General features: G+C 50.9%; 17 protein-coding genes. 7 read left to right on the top strand and 10 right to left on the bottom strand.

What is annotated here, in order from left to right:
* The first annotated feature begins 3 nt into the window (after window positions 1–3).
* Window positions 4–1008: a L,D-transpeptidase family protein gene (locus NNO03_RS06040; protein WP_271449138.1), complete on the top strand. Its 1005-nt coding sequence runs from the start codon at window positions 4–6 to the stop codon at window positions 1006–1008.
* A 67-nt stretch (window positions 1009–1075) separates the two neighbouring features.
* Here NNO03_RS06040 and lpp read toward each other — a convergent pair whose 3' ends face one another.
* From lpp to NNO03_RS06005, 7 genes are all read right to left on the bottom strand, one after another.
* The gene (lpp, locus tag NNO03_RS06035; protein ID WP_003029373.1) at window positions 1076–1312 is read right to left on the bottom strand and encodes a murein lipoprotein Lpp; all 237 of its coding nucleotides are present in this window, start codon (window positions 1310–1312) and stop codon (window positions 1076–1078) included.
* A gap of 308 nt (window positions 1313–1620) precedes the next feature.
* Window positions 1621–3033, bottom strand: a complete 1413-nt coding sequence (gene pykF, locus NNO03_RS06030; protein WP_137383325.1) for a pyruvate kinase PykF — start codon at window positions 3031–3033, stop codon at window positions 1621–1623.
* Between the two features lie 7 nt (window positions 3034–3040).
* Complete coding sequence (locus NNO03_RS06025; protein ID WP_245163452.1) at window positions 3041–3235, bottom strand: hypothetical protein; 195 nt, start codon at window positions 3233–3235, stop codon at window positions 3041–3043.
* A gap of 214 nt (window positions 3236–3449) precedes the next feature.
* A complete protein-coding gene (locus NNO03_RS06020; protein ID WP_271440787.1) occupies window positions 3450–4793 on the bottom strand; it encodes an APC family permease in 1344 nt (447 codons plus the stop codon).
* Window positions 4794–4813: 20 nt separating this feature from the next.
* Window positions 4814–5707, bottom strand: a complete 894-nt coding sequence (locus NNO03_RS06015) for a proline iminopeptidase-family hydrolase (RefSeq protein ID WP_271449070.1) — start codon at window positions 5705–5707, stop codon at window positions 4814–4816.
* A 61-nt stretch (window positions 5708–5768) separates the two neighbouring features.
* Complete coding sequence (locus NNO03_RS06010) at window positions 5769–6506, bottom strand: glutamine amidotransferase (RefSeq protein ID WP_271449069.1); 738 nt, start codon at window positions 6504–6506, stop codon at window positions 5769–5771.
* A gap of 12 nt (window positions 6507–6518) precedes the next feature.
* Entirely contained in the window at window positions 6519–7745 is a 1227-nt protein-coding gene (locus tag NNO03_RS06005; protein WP_271449068.1) for a PfkB family carbohydrate kinase, read from the bottom strand.
* Window positions 7746–8254: 509 nt separating this feature from the next.
* Here NNO03_RS06005 and NNO03_RS06000 point away from each other — a divergent pair.
* Genes NNO03_RS06000 through NNO03_RS05990 form a run of 3 tightly spaced genes read left to right on the top strand, consistent with a single transcriptional unit; the run spans window position 8255 to window position 10772 of the window.
* On the top strand, window positions 8255–9277 hold the full coding sequence (locus NNO03_RS06000; RefSeq protein ID WP_271449067.1) for a methionine ABC transporter ATP-binding protein: 1023 nt from the start codon (window positions 8255–8257) through the stop codon (window positions 9275–9277).
* Window positions 9270–9938: a methionine ABC transporter permease gene (locus NNO03_RS05995; RefSeq protein ID WP_271440792.1), complete on the top strand. Its 669-nt coding sequence runs from the start codon at window positions 9270–9272 to the stop codon at window positions 9936–9938. Before NNO03_RS06000 ends, NNO03_RS05995 begins: the two co-directional genes overlap by 8 nt.
* Before the next feature lie 21 nt (window positions 9939–9959).
* Window positions 9960–10772, top strand: a complete 813-nt coding sequence (locus NNO03_RS05990) for a MetQ/NlpA family ABC transporter substrate-binding protein (RefSeq protein ID WP_048211834.1) — start codon at window positions 9960–9962, stop codon at window positions 10770–10772.
* 76 nt (window positions 10773–10848) lie between these two features.
* Here NNO03_RS05990 and ttrA read toward each other — a convergent pair whose 3' ends face one another.
* From ttrA to ttrB, 3 genes are read right to left on the bottom strand one after another with little or no spacing between them, the layout of a single operon-like run.
* On the bottom strand, window positions 10849–13914 hold the full coding sequence (gene ttrA, locus NNO03_RS05985; RefSeq protein WP_271449066.1) for a tetrathionate reductase subunit TtrA: 3066 nt from the start codon (window positions 13912–13914) through the stop codon (window positions 10849–10851).
* The gene (gene ttrC / locus NNO03_RS05980) at window positions 13907–14932 is read right to left on the bottom strand and encodes a tetrathionate reductase subunit TtrC (protein ID WP_271449065.1); all 1026 of its coding nucleotides are present in this window, start codon (window positions 14930–14932) and stop codon (window positions 13907–13909) included. Before ttrC ends, ttrA begins: the two co-directional genes overlap by 8 nt.
* Window positions 14933–15667: a tetrathionate reductase subunit TtrB gene (gene ttrB, locus NNO03_RS05975; protein ID WP_005122827.1), complete on the bottom strand. Its 735-nt coding sequence runs from the start codon at window positions 15665–15667 to the stop codon at window positions 14933–14935.
* A 227-nt stretch (window positions 15668–15894) separates the two neighbouring features.
* On the opposite strand from ttrB, the gene ttrS reads away from it, so the two are divergent.
* The 3 genes from ttrS to fumD all read left to right on the top strand — a co-directional run bounded on the left by ttrS (window position 15895) and on the right by fumD (window position 18489).
* Window positions 15895–17628, top strand: coding sequence for a tetrathionate respiration histidine kinase TtrS (gene ttrS / locus NNO03_RS05970; protein WP_271449137.1), 1734 nt, complete (start codon window positions 15895–15897; stop codon window positions 17626–17628).
* On the top strand, window positions 17603–18187 hold the full coding sequence (gene ttrR, locus NNO03_RS05965) for a tetrathionate respiration response regulator TtrR (RefSeq protein ID WP_271449064.1): 585 nt from the start codon (window positions 17603–17605) through the stop codon (window positions 18185–18187). The genes ttrS and ttrR overlap by 26 nt, the downstream gene beginning before the upstream one ends.
* A gap of 92 nt (window positions 18188–18279) precedes the next feature.
* Window positions 18280–18489, top strand: coding sequence for a fumarate hydratase FumD (gene fumD, locus NNO03_RS05960; protein WP_271449136.1), 210 nt, complete (start codon window positions 18280–18282; stop codon window positions 18487–18489).
* The last annotated feature ends 123 nt before the right edge of the window (window positions 18490–18612 follow it).

Raw genomic sequence — 18612 nt, 5'->3', positions numbered from 1 at the left:
AGTATGAAACGCGCGTCTATTATTACGTTAATGCTGATCGGCGCTTACAGCGCTATACAGGCCGCTTGGGCGGTCGATTATCCGTTGCCTGCGGCGAATAGCCGTCTTGTTGGGCAAAATCAAACCTACACCGTGCAGGAAGGCGATAAGAATCTCCAGGCGATAGCCCGGCGTTTTGACACCGCTGCCATGCTTATCCTTGAAGCAAATAACACCATAGCCCCCGTACCCAGACCTGGAACCCTGATTACCATTCCCTCGCAATTATTGCTACCGGATGTGCCACGCGAAGGCATTATTGTGAATCTGGCGGAACTGCGTTTGTATTACTTCCCGCCGGGAGAAAATATTGTTCAGGTATTCCCTATTGGCATTGGTTTGCAGGGGCTGGAAACACCGGTGATGGAAACCCGTGTTGGGCAGAAAATACCCAATCCTACCTGGACACCTACACCGGGCATCCGTAAGCGCTCTCTGGAGCGCGGCATAACATTACCGCCGGTAGTACCTGCGGGGCCAAATAACCCGTTAGGACGCTTTGCATTGCGTCTGGCGCATGGAAATGGTGAATACCTTATCCATGGAACTAGTGCTCCTGACAGTGTTGGCCTGCGCGTAAGCTCTGGCTGTATCCGTATGAACGCGCCGGATATCAAAGCGTTGTTCGAGCAGGTGCGACCAGGTACGCCTGTCAGAGTGATCAACGAGCCGATAAAGTACTCCGTTGAGCCAAATGGTATGCGCTATGTTGAGGTGCACAGGCCGTTGTCACCGGAAGAGGAACAAAACGTTCAGACCATGCCCTATGTATTACCGGTAGGTTTTAATCAGTTCAAAGAGAATAAGGCTGTCGATAACAGTCTGGTTGAGAGAGCTCTGTATCGTCGTGCGGGTTATCCCGTGACCGTTAGTGCCGGGCAGACACCTGTCGTTGCCAATGGACCAGAAGTGAAATCAGCGCAGAACGGTGCGCCAGGGGAGGATGCGCAGATGCGCACAACGCAGTAACAGGGAAGGAAATAACGGGCAAAAAAAATGGCGCACAATGTGCGCCATTTTTATTACACAGATACTATTACTTGCGGTATTTAGTAGCTGCGTTGTCCAGACGCTGGTTAGCGCGAGCTGCGTCATCTTTAGCAGCCTGAACGTCGGAACGCATTGCGTTCACGTCGTTGCTCAGCTGGTCAACTTTAGCGTTCAGAGTCTGAACGTCAGAAGACAGCTGATCGATTTTAGCGTTGCTGGAGCAACCTGCCAGCAGAGTAGAACCCAGGATTACCGCGCCCAGTACCAGTTTAGTACGATTCATTATTAATACCCTCTAGATTGAGTTAATCTCCATGTAGCGTTACAAGTATTACACAAAGTTTTTTATGTTGAGAATATTTTTTTGATGGGAATGCACTTATTTTTGATCGTTCGCTCAAAGAAGCATCGAATTGTGCAAAAACAGCTAAAAACCCGAGAGAAAACAGAAAGCTTCCATCGGATTCATCTTAGATAATCTCGGATTAGATAGTGAAATCCGATTTGATTTTTTATTAATCGTGGCTATCAAGAAAATAAAAAAAGCGCCGCAAGGGCGCTTTTTAAGCAAATTAATTCGCGATGGAATTATTACAGCACGTGAACAGATGCCGTATTGGTCGTGCCGCTCGGAACCAGTGCGCCGGAAACCATAACAACGACGTCACCTTTCTGTGCCAGACCACTTTCCAGCGCCACTTCTTTGCCCAGACGGTAGAAATCATCAGTAGAGGTGATTTCTTTAACAACCTGTGCAACGACACCTTTGCTCAGCACCAGCTGGCGAGCGGTAGTTTCATTGGTGGTCAACGCCAGGATGGTTGCATCCGGGAAGTATTTACGCACAGCACGTGCAGATTTACCGCCCTGGGTTGCCACGACGATCAGCGGAGCATCCAGTTTTTCTGCAGTTTCAACAGCACCACGGCACACCGCTTCAGTGATGCGCAGTTTACGGCTGTCATTATTGAAGTCCAGGCGGCTGGTCATCACACGGTCGGTACGTTCGCAGATGGTGGCCATGATGGTCACAGCTTCCAGCGGGTATTTACCTTTCGCGGATTCACCAGACAGCATAACGGCATCGGTACCATCGAGGATGGCGTTCGCAACGTCGCCGGCTTCAGCGCGGGTCGGACGTGGGTTTTTGATCATGGAATCCAGCATCTGGGTCGCAGTGATAACGACCTTACGTGCACGGATACATTTCTCGATGATCATCTTCTGCGCGAAGATAACTTCTTCAACCGGGATCTCAACGCCCATGTCGCCACGAGCAACCATGATGCCGTCGGACGCTTCGAGGATTTCGTCGAAGTTGTTCAGGCCTTCCTGGTTTTCAATCTTGGAGATGATCTGGATGTTTTCGCCGCCGTGTGCTTTCAGGTGCTCACGGATTTCAACGACGTCAGAACGTTTACGGATAAAGGAGGCCGCAACGAAGTCAACGCCTTGCTCACAACCGAAGATCAGGTCCTGTTTGTCTTTTTCAGCCAGTGCTGGCAGGGCAATGGAAACACCTGGCAGGTTAACGCCTTTGTTTTCGCCCAGATCGCCGTTGTTCAGCACTTTACAGATAACTTTGTTACCTTCAATAGCGGTAACTTCCATGCCAATCAGGCCATCATCAACCAGTACGGTGTTGCCGACAGACAGGTCTTTAGTGAAGCCTTCGTAGGTAACAGCAACGATTTCGTTGTTGCCGACAACAGATTTGTCGGTAGTGAAAGTGAAGGTCTGGCCCGCTTTCAGAGAAACGTCATTGCCGCCTTCCAGTTTAATGGTACGGATTTCCGGACCTTTGGTGTCGAGCAGAATTGCAGCTTTTTTACCGGTTTTGCTCATGACGTTGCGCAAATTCTTGATGCGCTGACCGTGTTCTGCGTAATCACCGTGGGAGAAGTTCAGACGCATGACGTTCATGCCCGCGTCCAGCATTTTGGATAACATCTCTTCGGATTCGGTTTTCGGACCGATGGTGCAAACAATTTTCGTCTTTTTCATGACAGTCTTAGTCTTTAAGTTGAGAAGGATATGGAAATCTGGCTTCCATCGCGCACGGATGGAAAGCTAAACCTGAGTTACGAAAGTTGTGATGCCTCGCTCTAAGAATAGGTGACATCGATAAAGCGTGCAGAGGAATGTGTGCTTGCGTTTCAGCCCAACGGGATGGTGAGTTTTGTAGTCGTTGAGTTTTACAGGTCAATGTGCTGAAACCATTCAAGAGACAATTGGCGCGCATTATACGCTGAAAATTATCAAAAAGGAAAATGGAAACAGCGTTTCAAAAGAGTTCTGTGCAGTTTAACAAAGAATCTGCATTAAATTGTTTCAGGTTGGTTAACAAAACACCGCCCAACGTCAGGCGGTGTTGCGCAACAAGAAAAAATAACCTGTTGCAAACTCAGTATTCAGACGACTTAGTCGAGTAGCTTTCGCCCCTCAAGATCGATATTGATGTCCTGCTTATGCGCTTTCCGATACCACAGAATCGCCAGGCCGATGACAGACCAGATGCCCCCCAGCGTCAGCGCGTGAATGTTCATATTCATACAGACATAACCGATGACGACCATGCCCAGCACAGGAGAGATCACGTGAGGGAAAAGGCGACGATGTTCTTTCATCTTTACGTTGTAGAGCACAAAGACACACAGGTTTACCACAAAGAAGGCGAAAAGCGCGCCGAAGTTAACAAGGGTGGATATGGATTCAATTTTCCCGGAAAACAGGTAGCTAAGAAAGAGTGTCACAGCCCCGGTGAACAGAATGGCATAGTCAGGTGTTTTTCTTTTATTGTGTACGTGCGCCAGGAATGTGGGCAACATTTTGTCGCGCCCCATAGAGAACAGAACGCGGGATACGGCGGTTTGTGCCGTAATGATATTGCCGACCGCGCAAACGAACGCCACGATGATAGAAAATGCGACTTTAAGCCAGATACCGCCAACATCACCTGCAATCGTGAAGAAGGCTTCGTTTGTTTCAGTGCCGTCGGCAAAGCTGTCTATTTTGCCGGTGGCGAATGCGGCAAACGTCACCACAATAATAAACAGCACGGTGGCCAGGATCAGGGCGAGAAGAGTTGCCTTACTGACCGCTTTTCCGCCGCCTTCGCTTTCTTCGCTTAAGGTACTGATGGCATCAAACCCGAGGAAGTTGAGTGCCGCAACAGAGATAGCGGTAGCAATTAAGCCAGGCGTAAACCACTGAGAGTCAAAAAAGGGTTTGAAAGAGAATGACACATGGCTGCTATCGAGCATCAGCAGACGCAAAATCAGCACCACAAAAATGGCCAGAATACCGAGTTGAATAAAGACCAGCAGCTTGTCGAATTTAGCCGTTTGTTGTATTCCCAAATAGTTTATGCCCGTTCCGATGGCCACATAAATTAACGGCCACACCCAAATCGGTATTTGCGGAAGTATGGCATGAACAGCAACACCGCCCAGCACGGCAACCAGCGTAGGGAATAACAGATAATCCAGCAGCAAAATCCAGCCGGTGAGAAAACCCACCGCGGGGTTGATGCACACGCCCGCATAGGTATAAGCCGACCCGGAGGAGGAGATGTGCTTTGACAATGTTGAATAGCTGTGGGCGGTAAAAAACATCGCGATAGCGCCAATAATATACACCAGCGCGACCATGCCATGAGATAAGTTATAGACGACACCATAGAGAGAAACCGGCGCGATCGGAACCATAAATACCAGCCCGTACAGCACCAAATCTGTAAGAGATAACTTTTTGATTTTACTCATAGTAAACACCTCAATTCGTGTTAATCAAGGGCGCGTAAAAACGCACGGACCGCAGTGAGGCAAGGCCCGGTATTTTCTTCATGCGGGTTATGGCTGCTGTCAGGAATCGTGACGCCCCGACAATGGGTTATATGGGTAATAAGCGGTTGAACGACCTGCGATGTCGCCTGATCGTGCTCGCCATGAAGGACTAATCCAGGGCATTGAATCTTGTGCAATGAATCGGTGATATCCCACTGTGCCAGCATGCCATTGACCGCCAGCTCATTGGCGCCCCACAAAATGTGGTAAGCCGTGGGGTCGGCGGCGAATTGCGCATTAGCACGCTGAATATGCAGCGGTTCTTGCTGCAGGGAATAAACATGCCTGGCGTAATAGGCAATAAGCTGCTCAGGCGGATGCTGATAGATTTTTGCCTGCATAATGACATCGTCTGGCATTGTATCCGCGCCAGCCGTGAGTTCTTTAAACAGTCGCAGGACTTCACTTTGCCAAAGTGGGATGCTGGCAGGAGAGCTAGCGTATATCACACCACCTAATCCTTCCGGCTGCGTGCAGGCATGCTCTGCTGCCAGCATGCCTCCCCAGGAGTGTCCGAGTAATGAATATCGCTGGCCAATATTCAGATGGCAGATTAATTGCTGGAGTTGCTGAAGATAGCGTTCTATTGTCCAGAATGAGGCCTCCGCCAGCGGGAAATGCGTGGAACGACCGCAGCCATATTGATCGTAAAATACCACCATGCGTCCATCATCAGACAGTTGGTGATAATTTAACAGATAATCAAAACCGCCTGATGGGCCGCCATGTAAAATAATTAATGGCATTAATGAAGATGCCGGATCGCCGTAGATACGATAGCTGGTTAATATGCCATCGTAAAACATTTCACCATATTTGTAGTGGCTTTGCATATTTTTAACCGATACAGAGAGAAAAGGGCAGGTGATTCAATAATCACCTGCAGACAGACGCTTATTTTTTAATTGATTGCAGAACGTTACACCAAAATGGCGTGTAATGTTCCCATTGCATAAATTGTGGACTACCCCAGTGCGGCGCACAATCACTGGCAAAACAACCGACTTTCCCTTTATTGTATTCACCGAGAACTAATAGCGGGTCGTCATTTATTTTGACCAGCGTTGTCGCGTTTACTTTGGCGCGCAGTTTGTTATAACCGAGTAAGGGGGGCCACTGCGTCAGATCTTGCGTAATGACATGCCGTTCATCAGTGTTGATTGGGCTGCATCCTTCTGGAATTTCAACGCGATCGTCATAGTCCAGCATTTCGACAGGCAAAACGTCGGCCAGCAAGGTGTTTTTATAATTCGCTTTAGCTTCAATGCCGGTGAAGGACAGATATCCGCCAATCATTAACAGACCGCCGCCATTGGAGACATATTCTTTAATCAGCGCTAACGCATTCGGGATGATATTCATCTGATAAAAGGTCTTGTTTTGCAACAAAAAGGTATTGCTGCCAATATCACTAATCACGATCGCGTCGTATACGTCGAGTTCCGCTACGGTTTGCGGAAAACGGGTTTGTACAATATGCGCTGGCATATAGTCGATAGTAATATTCTGCTGGCGCAGACAGGATAAGAGATAGTCAGCACCTTCTTCGTATTTACTGGATGTGAAGCTGTCATATCCCTTAGAATGAATCATATGAATATGCCATGACTCACCGATAAATAAAATTTTCATACTGATATCCTATTATTTGATATTAACAATTTCATGCGATTGAGTGCGCATTCGGTGCAGTACCTGCTCATGTTGCGGCATGCTCGATGCGCCTTCTTGTTCTACTGCCAGTGAAGCAAAAGCAGAGGCATACTGAATGGCTGACACAAGGTCCGATTTTCGGGCAAGTGAGGTGGCCAGTGCGCCATTAAATGCGTCACCCGCGCCCGCGGCATCCTTGACGACGGCACTCCAGGCGGGGATAAACAACGTTCGGTGATGTTCGCACAGCAATGATCCTTGCGCGCCAAGAGTGATAATGACCTTCTTAACGCCTGACTGCAGAATGATATTCCCTGCTTTTTTTGCATCATCAATATCGGTAATGGTAATACCTGACAAAAATGAAGCCTCGGTTTCATTAGGTGTCAGGATATCGATGGAAGATAATAAATGGTGGATATTTTTAGTATAGGGGGCTGGATTAAGAATGATAGTTTTGTTTTCTAATTTACCCAGGCGCACGAACTCTTCAATAGCATCGATATTCGTCTCCAGTTGCATCAGCAGGACATCGGCTTCAGAGATATAACCCTGCTGTTCATTAATTTCTTGTTTGCTCAGCGTCATATTAGCGCCGGGATAGATGGCGATGATATTATCACCATCCTCCGCTGAAACATAAATGAGTGCACTCCCGGTGGGGGCATCATCGGTTTGATAGGCACAATAAGAGTTGATGCCCGATTGAATAATATGATTGAGCGCGAAAGCGCTGAACTGATCTTTGCCAACTTTAAAAATAAAATGGACATCAGCACCCGCATTATTTGCGGCCAGAGCCTGGTTGGCACCTTTTCCTCCCGGATAAAAACCGAACTGGCTTGCGAGGATAGATTCACCGCTCTGAGGCAGCCACGGCACAGTGGCGGATACGTCAATATTAAATGAACCTAAAATACAAACTTTGCCCGACATTTTAGCCCCTTCTTTGTTTAAGCGAATATCTTTGTTTGCCGGAGTTGCTATAGTGCCGGAGATATCTATTTTATTTTCAGTAATAAGTTTGCTTAATGCTTGACGATTAACAATACCACCACCGTAACAACGCACCAGCATTCCTGTTTTCTGAAAATAATAAAGATCTGAACGAATAGTCTCCTGGCTCACATTAAAAAGAACGGCAAGTTTACTTACGCTTACGCTATGATCTTTGATCAACAAGTTAAGAATAGTGGCGCGCCTTTCTTCTTTAAACATTAAAGCCTCCGTGTATTTCGTTGAATTGTATTTAGAGTAATGTTGACATGTGGTGAAATGAATCACAGATCATGCTGTAAACCGGAAGCAAAACCAAATTATCACGCAGGGTAAAAAGACATTTTCATTTTATTAGTTCTTATATGCTTACACTTGTGGGGCTATAGTTTGTGATGATTGTCATATCTCAGTGATGCAATTTTTGAACGCTTCTTATAAAGGTGTTGGCTTTCTCGATTCAGTTTTAAATAACCACGGTTTGGTCAGTTAAAAATCAGTGAGTAAATATTTCAGAAGAATTTTTCATGCTGTCAGCCCACTCGGATGTGGAAGTGAACGCGGACTGAGTCTCTTGTTGCGGTATGGATATTCCTTAAAGTTATATCAAATTCGTTTTAATTCATTTTAAAACACCATCTCGCTGATTACACTCATTTGGACATCCATACTGCTAAACAGCTAAAAGCACTAGCAGGATAACAATAAGCAGCAGCGGATACCCAAACGACATGATTGTCCTGAAAAATATTTCGAAAGTGTTTACGCCAGGCAGGCTTTCCATTACCGCTGTCGATGATGTCAACCTGACGGTTGAGCAGGGGCAGATTTACGGGATCATTGGCTACAGTGGTGCAGGGAAGAGTACCTTGATTCGCCTGCTGAATGGTCTGGAGAAACCCTCGTCCGGCAGCGTGACCATTAACGGCCACGATATTTCTGCCGCACGCGGGGAATCGCTGCGTCAGGCACGGTTGAAAATCAGCATGGTGTTTCAGCACTTTAATTTACTGTGGTCACGCACCGTCAGTGAAAATATCGCTTTCTCTATGCAAATTGCCGGTGCGCCGAAAGCGATGATTAAGGCGAGAGTGGCCGAGCTGATTACCCTTGTCGGTCTGAGCGGTCGCGAAAATGCGTATCCGTCCCAACTGAGTGGTGGGCAAAAGCAGCGGGTAGGGATTGCCCGTGCGCTGGCGAACAATCCGGACGTCCTGCTGTGTGACGAAGCCACCTCGGCGCTGGATCCGCAAACCACCGATCAGATTCTGGAGTTACTGCTCGATATTAACCGTCGCTTCAAATTAACCATCGTGTTGATCACCCACGAGATGCATGTGGTGCGCAAAATCTGCGATCGCGTCGCGGTGATGGAAAACGGCAGGGTGGTTGAAGAGGGCGATGTACTTACTGTCTTTACCCATCCGCAGCAGCCGATTACCCGACAGTTTGTGCGGCAGGTGAGCCAATACACCGAAGAAGAGGAGTTTAATCCGCAATTGGCAAGCGAACTGGGCGGTGTCGTGATCAAGTTAACTTTTACCGGGCAGCGCACTCACCGGCCGGTTGTTGGGGAATTAACCCTGCGCTATGGCCTGCCGTTTAACATTTTGCACGGCAAGATGACGCAAACCGCGCATGGCGTGTTCGGGCAGCTTTGGGTGCATGTTGTGGCTAGCGAAGAACAACTCAGCAATATTCTGGCCGACCTGCGCCACAGCGACATTGAAGGCGAGGTGATTCAACATGCCTGAAGATCTGTTTCCCCATCTGAAGTGGGACCAACTGCTGGCAGCGACCCAGGAAACGCTTTACATGACGGCGCTTTCTGGCGCGGCAACGTTTGTCCTTGGGATTGCACTCGGGATGGCGCTGTTCCTGACCGCGCGCGGTGGACTATTCCAGAACCGCGCCTTGTATAGCGCGATCTCGCTGGTGGTCAATATTTTCCGCTCGATCCCGTTCATCATTCTGATCGTGTTGTTAATACCTTTTACCAAAACGATCGTTGGCACCATTCTCGGTGCAAATGCCGCATTGCCCGCGTTGATTGTGGGTGCTGCACCTTTTTACGCACGCCTGGTCGAAATCGCCCTGCGTGAAGTAGATAAAGGCGTTATTGAAGCGACGCGCTCGATGGGCGCACGTCTGACGACGCTTGTTTTTCGGGTTTTACTGCCGGAATCCTCACCCGCTCTGGTGTCCGGGATCACCGTGACGCTGATTGCTCTGGTTAGCTACAGCGCGATGGCGGGGGTGATTGGTGCCGGTGGTTTAGGGAACCTGGCTTATCTGGAAGGATTCCAGCGCAACCACAGCGACGTCACGCTGGTGGCGACGGTCACGATTCTGCTCATCGTCTTCATCATTCAGCTTTGCGGCGATGTGATCACCTCTCTGTTAGATAAACGCTAATAAAATACGGAAACCATCATCATGAAAAAATCACTGACATTACTCGCAGCAGCAACCTTAAGCGCCCTGAGCTTTGCTTCCTGGGCTGATACGCTGACCGTTGGCGCGTCAAACGTACCCCATGCGGAGATCCTTGAGCAGGCCAAGCCGATTCTGGCGAAGCAGGGGATAGACCTGGAGATTAAACCATTCCAGGACTACATTCTGCCGAACACCGCCCTGGCGGGTCGCGAGATTGATGCAAACTATTTCCAGCATATCCCGTACCTGAATAGCGTGATTAAAGATCATGCTGGCGACAAATCCTATGATTTCGTTAGCGCAGGGGCGATTCATATTGAGCCGATTGGTATCTATTCGAAAAAGGTGAAGTCACTGAAAGATCTGCCGGAAGGTGGCAAGGTGATCATGCGTGATGCGGTATCTGAAGAAGGTCGTATTCTGTCGATTTTTGAAAAAGAGGGCGTGATCAAGCTGAAGCCGGGTGTGGATAAAGTGACGGCGCGCATTAGCGACATCGTAGAGAACCCGAAAAAGCTGAAGTTCTTACCTAACGTTGAAGCAGCGCTGTTACCGCAAATGTATAACAATGAAGAAGGGGATGCGGTCGTGATTAACGCCAACTATGCCATCGACGCCGGGCTGGATCCGGTGAAAGATCCGATTGCCGTAGAAAGCGGTGAAAACAACCCGTATGCCAATATCATTACCGTTCATCGCGGTGATGAGAAGAAAAAGGATATCGTGGCGCTGGTTGATGTGCTGCACTCAAAAGAGATCCAGGACTGGATCCGCACCAAATATAAAGGCGCGGTTATCCCGGTTAATAATTGATCCGTTTATGCCGTACCCGGCCTACGATGTGCTGTAGGCCGGATAAACGCGTTAGCGTTGCCATCCGGCACCCGAGTTACACTCGTTCAAGCTTCGCTGGCAACCCCTGGCGCACAGCGGCTCCTGAAACCCAATCCAGCCAGGTGTTGGCCACTTTTCGTGTCGGATCCGCAAAACCCAGATCGTTGATATTGATTCCCGACTTTATCTTTTTATCAAACGGCATCGGCTCACCGTCGAGCGTATGCTGCGCAGCGCCCATCTCTTTATGCCCATAGCCATGCTCAATCGCGATTACCCCTGGCATCACGCCATGCAGTAAGCTGATTTGCGCTTCAACCTGCCCACCTGGCGTGGTGATGCGAACGGTATCGCCGTGAGATAAACCATAGCGCTTGCCGTCCTGCGGGTTAAGCGCCACCAGATTGACTGGCTTAAGATGATGCAGCCGGGGGATCACGGCCGACGCGCTGGACATGGTATTCGATTTAAATGAAATCAACTTCAGTGGCCATTCCTGCTCAGGGAATAGTTCCTCCACTGAACGTCCGTCAGAGAGTCGCGAAGGATACCAGGCCGGACAGCCGCTGTAGCGTTCACCGGTAATCGCATGACGGTGTGCAGCGACATCCGCATTCCAGATTTGCAGCGGTTTTTCCCACGCATTACCGACGCGGTTATCGACCCGACCACTGTTGTCTGGCGCAAAACGGCCACCGCGCGAATAGATAAACGCTACGCGACTCACCTCATCGGCTTTTAACGTTTGGGTCATCACCGGCAAAATTCGTTGCACCCCGGTGAGCGCGATATCCTCTTCCCGTGCCTCTGCCACCGGCGCTTTGCCCATAAAGGCAATGTTGGCGGCAAGGCGCAGATAATAATCTTCGGCGCGGTTGAGCGGATACACGTTGCCCTGTGGATCGGAAATGGCATTGTCGCCAAAGCCGGGGAGACCAATGCGCTTTGCCACCGCGATGCAGAAAGCCTCCATCGAGACGGGTTGACCGTCAGCGGTCTGACGGGTAGCAGGCCTGACCACAGGCCAGCGGGCGGTGGTGGCTTTACTGGCGACACCGGCCCACGGGGCGCTGAATCCCCAGCTTTCGAAGTTATGCGTGTCCGGTACGATGTAATCCGCAAGTGCGGTTGTTTCGTTCATGAACGCATCAATCGCGATAAACAACGGCAAACGCGCAGGGTCTTTTAGCTTTTCTTCTGCTACACCGCGTAAGCCTGCAATCCCATAAAACGGGTTGGTCATGTTGGAGATCCAGGCCTTTAGCGGATACGGATAACCTTCCAGTGCAGAAACCAGTAATTCGGTAAGCTGGCCTGCGACAAATGGATACCAGGGCGCTTTGGCCGGGAAGGGCGATTGCCCGGCGGCGACTTTGTTGCGGTACTCGTCGGAAGACTCATAGGCTGTCTTGCTGCGGGCAATGCTCAGACCTTTAGGTTTCACCTTCCCGGCAAAACTGTCCATATTGTAGCGCGGGCCGTCAGTTGCACCGTTGAACTTACCGCCGCCGACGAACACGCCGCCTTCGAGGCTCAGGTTCCCGATCAACGTATTAAGCATCATCACCGACCAGGCATTATAAAAACCGTTACCCGCCATCATCCCGCCGTGGGTGATCACTGCAGCTTTTCGTCCGTGACGGGTGAAAGCATCGGCCAGCGCGCCAATGTCTGCCTCAGAAACACCACACTGCTGGCTGTATTGCGCCATTGACAGTTTCTCAGCGGATTCTTTCAGACACTGGAAGCCACTTTTTACCGTGACCGTTTGCCCCCCGGCCAGCGTGACTTCACGGGAGATGAACAGTTGGGCACGTTGGCAACTGTTGGCGGCGACAATCTCTCCGGCTTCGTTAATGACGGTGGGTTCGTTGGCGGCGTCTGCGCGTAAATGCGCCAGCGTTAAATGCTGACCGGCGAGCGTTGGAATTTCATCGGTAATGACCAGATGGGTAGCGTTGGTCCAGCTTTTTTCCCCGGCCTGCTTCATGGCCTGTATGTCAGGAATCGCCAGGTAATCAGCGTTATAGCGCTGCTTTTCGATTATCCAACGGATCATCCCCATCGCCAGTGCGGAGTCCGTCCCTGGACGTACGGGCTGCCAGTGCCCACGATCGTCGGCAAGCACTGTCGTTAGCGGTAGAGCTGGTGCAACCACAACATAGCGGAAGTCATCACGTAAACGGGCACTGGCAAGCTGGCGAGCCTGGCGCTTAAACGGGTTGCCGGATTGTGCTGGAGATGTCCCCATAAACAACGCAAATTCGACATTATCCCAGTCGGGTTTCACGTGGGTATTTTTATCCAGATCGCCCATCAAAGCGCCAGACCCGGCACGATAGGCCAGACCACAGTACGCGCCATGTGCGCCGAAGTTTTTGCTGCCGAAACTGTTCAGGGCAAAGCGGCGCAAAAATGTATCACGTCCTTCATCACTGGTATTGGTGACCAGTAGCTGATTGGATTTTGGGCCGAAACCGGGGTGTCGGGCATCAATCGGCGTATCGGGATCGTGGATCGCGCGCAGGCCGTCAACGTGGCCTTCGCCAAACAGATTACCGCCTTCCACCACTTCTTTGATCAGTTGCTCAAAGCTGATGCGCTGCCATTTGCCTTCTCCACGTTTACCCACGCGTTTCATTGGCTCCAGAATACGCAGTGGGCTGTACAGGCCTTCAAGTAACGTTGCACCGCGAGCGCAGGCGGTGGAGCGGGCATCGAGTCCGGTTTCACCCGCCAGTTGTTCCATCGCGGTGGCAAAGGGAACTGAGGAGTCAATGTGGTGTTCGTGAGATAGCGGATGGTACGGGTTGCCCGCAATACGCAACACTTTGCCTTGTTCGTTATCAACACGGACACGCACGCCACATTGCGTCCAGCAGCCGAAACACTGCGTCATGGAGATCACCTGCTGCGGGTTCTGTTGCCAGCGCGGTTGGGCATGTGCTTCGGGGATGAGTGCATTACCAAAGATACGATCGCGGGTTATTTTTCCTGATGTTCCATCAAGCAAACCATCAATCGCGCGCTTCGCCACGTCCCGATAACTCAGGCCGAAGGTCACCATGCCCCCGACAGCAAGACCGACTTTTAGCCACTGACGACGAGTTAAATTAGCCATGTTGCATTCTCCTTGCGATCGCGTTCAGGGCTTCACGAACCATAATGATCAGTGCGACCCACAGGCCAAAAGTGCCAAGAATGGCCAGCCAGCCATCAGTGCCACCGGGCAGGGTATAGGGGTTAAACTGGGCGTTAAATTTCGGTACGGTCTGTACCTGAATGAGTAATGTCCAGCGCATCAGCCAGCACAATGCCATTGCGCTTATTGCCAGCAAAATACGTAATGGCAGTGATAACGGATGGCGTAACACCAGGGCGCAAAGACCCAGTGAGGTAACCCAAAGTGCAATCCAGCCGATGGCGTAATGCCGCGCAGAAGCCGCCACATCCAGCCACTGGCGAATCGCTGACCCCGATAGCGTGTTGCCACTTGCCCACATCACCACCACGATAGCCAGCGCGCACAGCGTGACTATCTGTCCCCATGCCAGTTGGCGCGGTAATGTTGTCCCTGCGTTTTTCACCGTGGCGATAAGCAGGGCAAGGAACGTTTGCAGGGCACTGAGGAACATCGCTACCGGGAAGGCGTAGCTGAACCAGATCGGACGCGCTTCGACAATAGAGACCTCGCGACCGGTATAGACCAACAGTCCAATAGCCGACAACGCACTTCCCACGGCCAACCATTTAGTGACACTGTAACTTTTAGCGGTTAATCGCTTAACATGTTGTGCTATAAACCACAGTCCTAAAAACCCGGTAAACAGCGGTAAAAATAGCGCCCCCCACGGCATCCATGACCACGGTGTCGGGTAGGCATAGAAATGCCAGACGCGTGCCGTCTGGTGTAAATCAGCCGTCAGTGCCAACGGTGCAGTAATCGCGCAGGTCAGGGCTACCAGCAGCGTGAGGTTTTCTAACTCCGGCCTCTCCTTTTTGCGCCAGTGGAGCACGCAGGCAAACAGTGCCGCGCAGGCGGCAATGCCGATAAAAAAGAAATATTGCACAGCCCAGGGTAACCAGCTTACGTCCTGCGGATGCGTCAGAATCTCTTCGATAATCAGGGTAGGGTTCATTTAAACCTCCTGCCAGAGCGCGGGCTGGGCGCGCCCCATTAATGGTGTCACAAAGGCCTCATCCAGGCCCAGATAGAACACGTGCGGCGAGGTGCCACTTTCCGGTTTCAGGACCTTGATGGCGTCATGATGTTGCTGCAGCATTTGAGAAATCCGGCTGTGTGGATCTTTGATATCACCGATGATGCGCGCGCCGCCAACGCACGACTCGACGCAGGCCGGGAGCAGGCCCGCCTCCAGTCGATGAACGCAAAAAGTGCATTTATCGGCGGTTTGCGTTTCATGGTTGATAAACCGTGCATCGTATGGGCAGGCCTGCACACAGTAGGCGCAGCCAACACAGCGTGTGTTGTCGACAACCACAATGCCATCTTCGCGCTGGAAGGTAGCCTGCACCGGGCACACCGGCACGCAAGGGGGGTTATCACAATGGTTGCACAGGCGCGGCAGCAGGACGTTGGTGACGCTTTGCTGGCCTTCAAGTTGCACCTGATACTGATTCACGTTGGTACGAAACTCACCTTGCGGCGTCTGGTTTTCAATCGCGCAACTCACGGTGCAGGCCTGGCAGCCAATACACCGACGCAGATCGACCAGCATGCCGTAGCGATGCTGGGGCGATCCTTCATGTCGTTCAGGCGAAAAGGGAAACTGGGCCTGTGCCAGGGGAACCAGTGATGCGCCAGCGGTCAGGACGCCCAGTTGCTGGAGAAACTGCCGTTTACTGCTGTCCATATTTTCTCCCGTCACGATGCAACAACGAAACATTGGTCACGCCGTTGATTTGCGTGTGATGAATAAAGAATCTCAATGATTTACAGTGTAAAAATCGTGGCAGGGGCAGCTCTATTGTGGTTAACCACATACCCGGCTTGTTGTTGATCTAAAACAACATAATTGACAGGGATAATTCAGTGGGAAGTAACATCGTTCGATGCCTGACGCTATTGGCCTCCGTGTGGATGCTCAGCAGCGTGGCATGGGCAGGTTCGTGGAATGTGGGTGTTTTAGCGATGCGTGGAGAGGTCTCGACACGTACCCACTGGCAACCGCTGGAAACTCTGTTAAATCAGCAAATCCCGGGTGAACAGTTTCATATTCAACCGCTGGACCTGCAGCAGATGCAGGAGGCGGTTAACCGTGGAACCGTCCAGTTTGTGGTCACCAACCCTGCGCAATTCGTGCAGCTAAACAGCCATGCAGCGCTTCGCTGGCTGGCATCATTACGCTCCACTCGCGGCGGAAAGGCAACCAGCAACGTGATTGGCAGTGCTGTCCTCGTCAGGCGTGACAGTGGGATTGTGAATGCACACGACCTGATTGGTAAAACGGTAGGTGCCATTGATGCTCAGGCATTTGGCGGTTATTTGCTGGGATACAAAGCACTCAGCGATGCCGGTTTACGCCCTGAGCGTGATTTACGTCTGACGTTTACCGGCTTTCCTGCTGATGCTTTGCTGTATTTATTACGTGAAAAAGCGGTTCAGGCGGTGATTGTGCCCGTGTGTCTGCTGGAAAAAATGGATGAAGAAGGGCTAATCCGCAAAGCGGACTTTAGGCCCGTGATTACCTATCCAACGTCAATTCCTTGCGTAACCAGTACGCCGCTCTATCCTGACTGGTCGTTTGCTGCCTTGCCCGCGGTCAGTGATGAACTGGCCGATCGCGTGACGCGGGTACTGTTTAACGCGCCACAAAACGCCGCCTTTCGTTGGGGCGCGCCGGCCTCGACCCGCGAAGTAGAAGCTTTACTGCGCGATGTCCGTCAGCATCCACAGCAACGCCAACTCTGGCTGGATGTCAAAAGCTGGTTTATTCAACATCGTCTGGCCATGGGGGCTGCAGGTATCGTCCTGTTGTTGCTGACGCTCAATTACATATGGGTCATGCTGTTGGTCCGCCGACGCGGAAGACTGCTTGAGCGTAATAATGTGTTGTTGCGCAAACAGGAACAGGCGCTGGAAACCGCGCGTCAAATGAGTGTGCTGGGCGAGATGACGTCCGGATTCGCTCATGAACTTAACCAACCTCTTTCGGCTATCCGCCACTATGCACAGGGCTGTCTGATTCGTCTGCGTGGCCAGGATCAGCAGCATCCGTTGTTACCCGCCCTTGAACAGATTGACGCGCAGGCGCAGCGGGGCGCCGATACGCTACGCAATTTACGTCAGTGGGTCAGTCAGGCGCAGGGAAATCCGGTGATGACCGACGACTGGGAGCCTATTAACGTTCATGATGCGATCCATCATGTCTGGCAGTTGTTACGCATGGCACAGCAATTCCCGACGGTAATGTTACAAACGCAGGTCGACAATTCGCTCACGGTTACACTGCCGACCGTTTTGCTGGAGCAGGTTCTGGCTAATCTGGTACTAAACGCGGCTCAGGCGGGGGCAAAAACGGTGTGGTTCTCCGCGTACAGTGAGGAGCATGGTGTACGCATTCTGGTGCAGGATAACGCCGGAGGGATCGACGATGCGCAGTTATACCAGGCATTCCAGCCCTTTATGACCACCCGCAAGGAAGGGATGGGACTCGGTCTGGCCATTTGTCAGCGACTGGTTCGCTATGCAAATGGCGACATCAGCATCAAAAATCACCCAGCGCCTGACGGCATGGCGGGGGCAGTGGTGACATTACATTTTAAGCAAACACAGGAAGGAGGGCCTCGTGGCAATAATTCATCTGTTGGATGACGATATAGCGGTGACTCAGGCCTGTGCATTTTTACTGGAAAGTATGGGGTACGAGGTACGTTGCTGGGAGCAGGGCGAAACGTTTTTGGCTCAGGCCGATCTGCACCAGGTCGGCGTATTGCTGCTGGATATGCGCATGCCGGTACTGGATGGGCATGCCGTGCATGAAGCAATGCGTCAGCGCGAGAGCACCCTGGCGGTGGTATTTCTTACCGGACATGGTGATGTGCCCATGGCGGTTGAACAAATGAAGCGCGGAGCCGTCGATTTCTTACAGAAGCCGGTTTCAGCCGCGCCGCTACAGGCTGCGCTGGAAAATGCTTTGCAGACCTCGGCAGCGGCTTTTTCGCGACAGGAAATTGTTGCTTGCTATCAGCAACTTACACCGAAGGAACGAGAACTGGCGAATCTGGTTGCAAAGGGATTGATAAATCGGGAAATAGCCGATGCCATGAATATTGCCGTTCGCACGGTTGAAGTGCATCGGGCGCGGGTGATGGAAAAAATGAAGGCCGGAAGCCTTGCCGAGCTGGTAAATCGGCTTCAGCGGATCCAGTAAAATTGTGACATTTGTTTGATTTTCATTGGATTTTGTCTAATTCACCAGAGTGATATATGCTGTGGGTTTGAGTTAATGACGAGCGGGTGAATATGGGAAATCAGACCAAAGACGACGAGCTGTACCGCGAGATGTGCAGAGTAGTCGGTAAATTAGTGCTGGAAATGCGCGATCTGGGGCAAGAGCCTAAGCATATCGTCATTGCTGGCGTACTGAGAACAACCCTCGCCAATCAGCGTGTGAAACGCAGTGAGTTAGAAAAACAGGCCATGGAGACGGTGATCAAAGCATTGGCCGGTTAATCCATAAAAGAGGTCGGTAGAAATATTCTGCCGTCCTCTTATTTTCATCTTCGTTATCTTCCAATAAATATAATTTAGTTCGGTCACTAAAATCACAAACTTCGTTATATATTCTATTATATT

The organism is Citrobacter sp. Igbk 16, from assembly GCF_028069755.1.
Taxonomy (GTDB): Bacteria; Pseudomonadota; Gammaproteobacteria; order Enterobacterales; family Enterobacteriaceae; genus Citrobacter.
The sequence above is the reverse complement of the archived record's forward strand: the minus strand, read 5'-3'. Positions and strand labels throughout refer to the sequence as shown.